The organism is Crocosphaera sp. Alani8 (assembly GCF_038442745.1).
In the GTDB taxonomy this organism is placed as follows: domain Bacteria; phylum Cyanobacteriota; class Cyanobacteriia; order Cyanobacteriales; family Microcystaceae; genus Crocosphaera.
Genome location: NZ_JARVCN010000434.1, coordinates 1 through 2,393, shown reverse-complemented (window position 1 = coordinate 2,393; position 2,393 = coordinate 1). Strand labels below are relative to the sequence as shown.

Sequence of the window (2,393 nt, the reverse complement as noted above, 5' to 3'; positions counted from 1 at the left end):
GCTCTATAAAAAACCCCATCTTCATTCTCATAAATCATTCCTGATTGCTATAGCAATCAGGAATGATTCATGAGATATCTTTTTTTCCAGTTATCAGTAGTTAATTAAACTGTTTTAACGAATAAGAAATATAATTTCACTGTACAATCCTTTCAGTAAACTAATGAAAATAGACCCTCCCAAACTAACAAAAGTATCTATTAACCTTCCCTTTGGTATTGGTGGGGCAGAATGGGAAGTTAACTCAACTCAACGTAGAGCAGCTTGGGCGTTGTATGTGGAGTTAGTAACTCGTATTTCTGTTGAACCATTAAAAGACGATCAAGGGTTGATGCGTGAGACATTAAACTCTCTTTATACCTTATTCGCCACCACTCGTGAAATCCTCAAAGAAGCAGGGCCAGATGTGGGTGCATCTTTGGATTCTGTGGGGGGTATTGCGATCGCAGTTTTAAATCGAGGGTTACGCCCTTTTTTAACCAAATGGCACCCTCCTTTACAAGCTTGGGAAGCAAAACGTCCCCCTGATGTTAGTCCGTTAGAATATGAAAAGCAATGGCCTCAAGAACCTCAATTACGTCAGGAATTAGGGGATTTGACCAAACATCTTTATCAGTATGCTTTGGCTTTGGCGGATATTGCAGGTATTGAAGCATCCATTAAAGGAGACGTTGACGGATGAGTTCCGGTTTTAAGTTTGATGTGTTTCTCGCTCATAATAGTTTAGATAAACCCCAAGTTCGGAAAATTTCCGCAAAACTGAGAGAAAGGGGCTTAAAACCTTGGTTGGATGAAGAACAAATCCCCCCAGGAAAAGCTTTTCAAGATGAAATTCAAAAAGCTATCCCCCAGATTAAATCAGCAGTAATTATTATCGGTTCTCAAGGTTTGGGAAATTGGCAAAAATTGGAACTAAAAACCCTGATTAGTCAATTTGTTAACCGCAATACTCCAGTGATTCCAGTTTTGCTGGTGGGAGTGAATCAGATTCCTGATGATTTATACTTTCTCAAGGAATTTCATTGGGTTAATTTTGAACAAGAAGATGATAACAGAGCTTTTGATAACCTAGAGTGGGAAATCACAGGGGTTAAACCTACTGCAAATACTAAAACTGTTACCTTAACCGCAGAAGAATGGTTTAACAGTGGTTATAACAAAGGTAAGTTAGGAGACAAGCAAGGAGCGATCGCCGACTACAATCAAGCAATTAACCTCAACCCTAACTATTCTCTTGCTTACAATAATCGAGGTTTAGACAAGTATAACTTAGGAGACAACCAAGGAGCGATCGCCGACTACAATCAAGCAATTAACCTCAACCCTAACTATTCTCTTGCTTACAACAATCGCGGTAACGCCAAGTCTGACTTAGGGGACAACCAAGGAGCGATCGCCGACTACAATCAAGCAATTAACCTCAACCCTGACTATGCTACTGCTTACATCAATCGCGGTGCAGCCAAGTCTGACTTAGGGGACAACCAAGGAGCGATCTCTGACTACAATCAAGCTATTAACCTCAACCCTGACTATGCTAATGCTTACTACAATCGCGGTATAGCTAAGTATAACTTAGGAGACAAGCAAGGAGCGATCTCCGACTACAATCAAGCAGCGCAACTTTACTCACAGCAAAATAAAATGGATGATTATTTAGATGCGCTTGAGCAGGTGAAAAAATTAGAAAATAGATGATTTTTGGGAGGATTATTCGAGTGAAATTAAATATTCTCTCTTTTATAATTCCCCCTACTATCAGTATCAGGATTTTGTAGGATGATATGATTTACAGGATAGGGTTATGGTCATAGTATTAATGGGATTATAAGATTTATTAGATTAATTACACTCATCTTTCCCAGAAAGTTTAAAAAGAAAAAAATCTTGAACATCCTCTAATCTTGTCCAATCCTGATACTGATAATTAATAGTATTTTTCCCCAACACCATAACGTTGATAATAATAGGATGATAGGATTTACAGGATAGGGTTATGGTCATGGTATTAATGGGATTATAAGATGAGATGGGATGATAAAATTTATTAAATTAATTGCATTCATCTTTCCCAGAAAGTTAAAAAAAATCTTGAACATCCTCTAATCTTGTATAATCCTGATACTGATAATTAGTAAGCTATCTACACTACACCATAAAGTTAATAATAAATAGATGAAACTTGAAGATATAACCTATAAAGTAATTGGTTGCTCCATGAAAATTCACAATACATTAGGTAACGGGTTTCAAGAGGTTATCTATCAGAGATGTTTAGCTATTGAACTACAAAAAGCAGGGTTAACATTTGAGCGAGAGAAAGACCAACCGATCTATTATGATACCAAATCCGCTCTTGTTATACCCTTTATAAGCTAGAATAGGCAGATGTC

4 protein-coding genes are annotated in these 2,393 nt (G+C 37.4%); 3 read left to right on the top strand and 1 reads right to left on the bottom strand.

Annotation, left to right across the window (positions count from 1 at the left end; translation table 11 throughout):
- Positions 1 to 163: 163 nt before the first annotated feature.
- Positions 164 to 682: a hypothetical protein gene (locus P9B04_RS21390; protein WP_342056992.1), complete on the top strand. Its 519-nt coding sequence runs from the start codon at positions 164 to 166 to the stop codon at positions 680 to 682.
- Positions 679 to 1,698 (top strand): toll/interleukin-1 receptor domain-containing protein, encoded by a 1,020-nt coding sequence (locus P9B04_RS21385; RefSeq protein WP_342056991.1) that lies wholly within the window; start codon positions 679 to 681, stop codon positions 1,696 to 1,698. Before P9B04_RS21390 ends, P9B04_RS21385 begins: the two co-directional genes overlap by 4 nt.
- 144 nt (positions 1,699 to 1,842) lie before the next feature.
- Here P9B04_RS21385 and P9B04_RS21380 read toward each other — a convergent pair whose 3' ends face one another.
- Positions 1,843 to 2,004, bottom strand: a complete 162-nt coding sequence (locus P9B04_RS21380; RefSeq protein ID WP_342056990.1) for a hypothetical protein — start codon at positions 2,002 to 2,004, stop codon at positions 1,843 to 1,845.
- A gap of 171 nt (positions 2,005 to 2,175) precedes the next feature.
- Between P9B04_RS21380 and P9B04_RS21375 the strand changes: the two genes are divergently transcribed.
- Positions 2,176 to 2,379, top strand: coding sequence for a GxxExxY protein (locus tag P9B04_RS21375; RefSeq protein WP_342056989.1), 204 nt, complete (start codon positions 2,176 to 2,178; stop codon positions 2,377 to 2,379).
- Positions 2,380 to 2,393 lie beyond the last annotated feature (14 nt).

Bases quoted from the DNA above. Each gene is read 5' to 3' on its own strand.
- P9B04_RS21390 (WP_342056992.1), top strand. From the start codon at position 164: ATGAAAATAGACCCTCCCAAACTAACAAAAGTATCTATTAACCTTCCC.
- P9B04_RS21385 (WP_342056991.1), top strand. From the start codon at position 679: ATGAGTTCCGGTTTTAAGTTTGATGTGTTTCTCGCTCATAATAGTTTA.
- P9B04_RS21380 (WP_342056990.1), bottom strand. From the start codon at position 2,004: ATGACCATAACCCTATCCTGTAAATCCTATCATCCTATTATTATCAAC.
- P9B04_RS21375 (WP_342056989.1), top strand. From the start codon at position 2,176: ATGAAACTTGAAGATATAACCTATAAAGTAATTGGTTGCTCCATGAAA.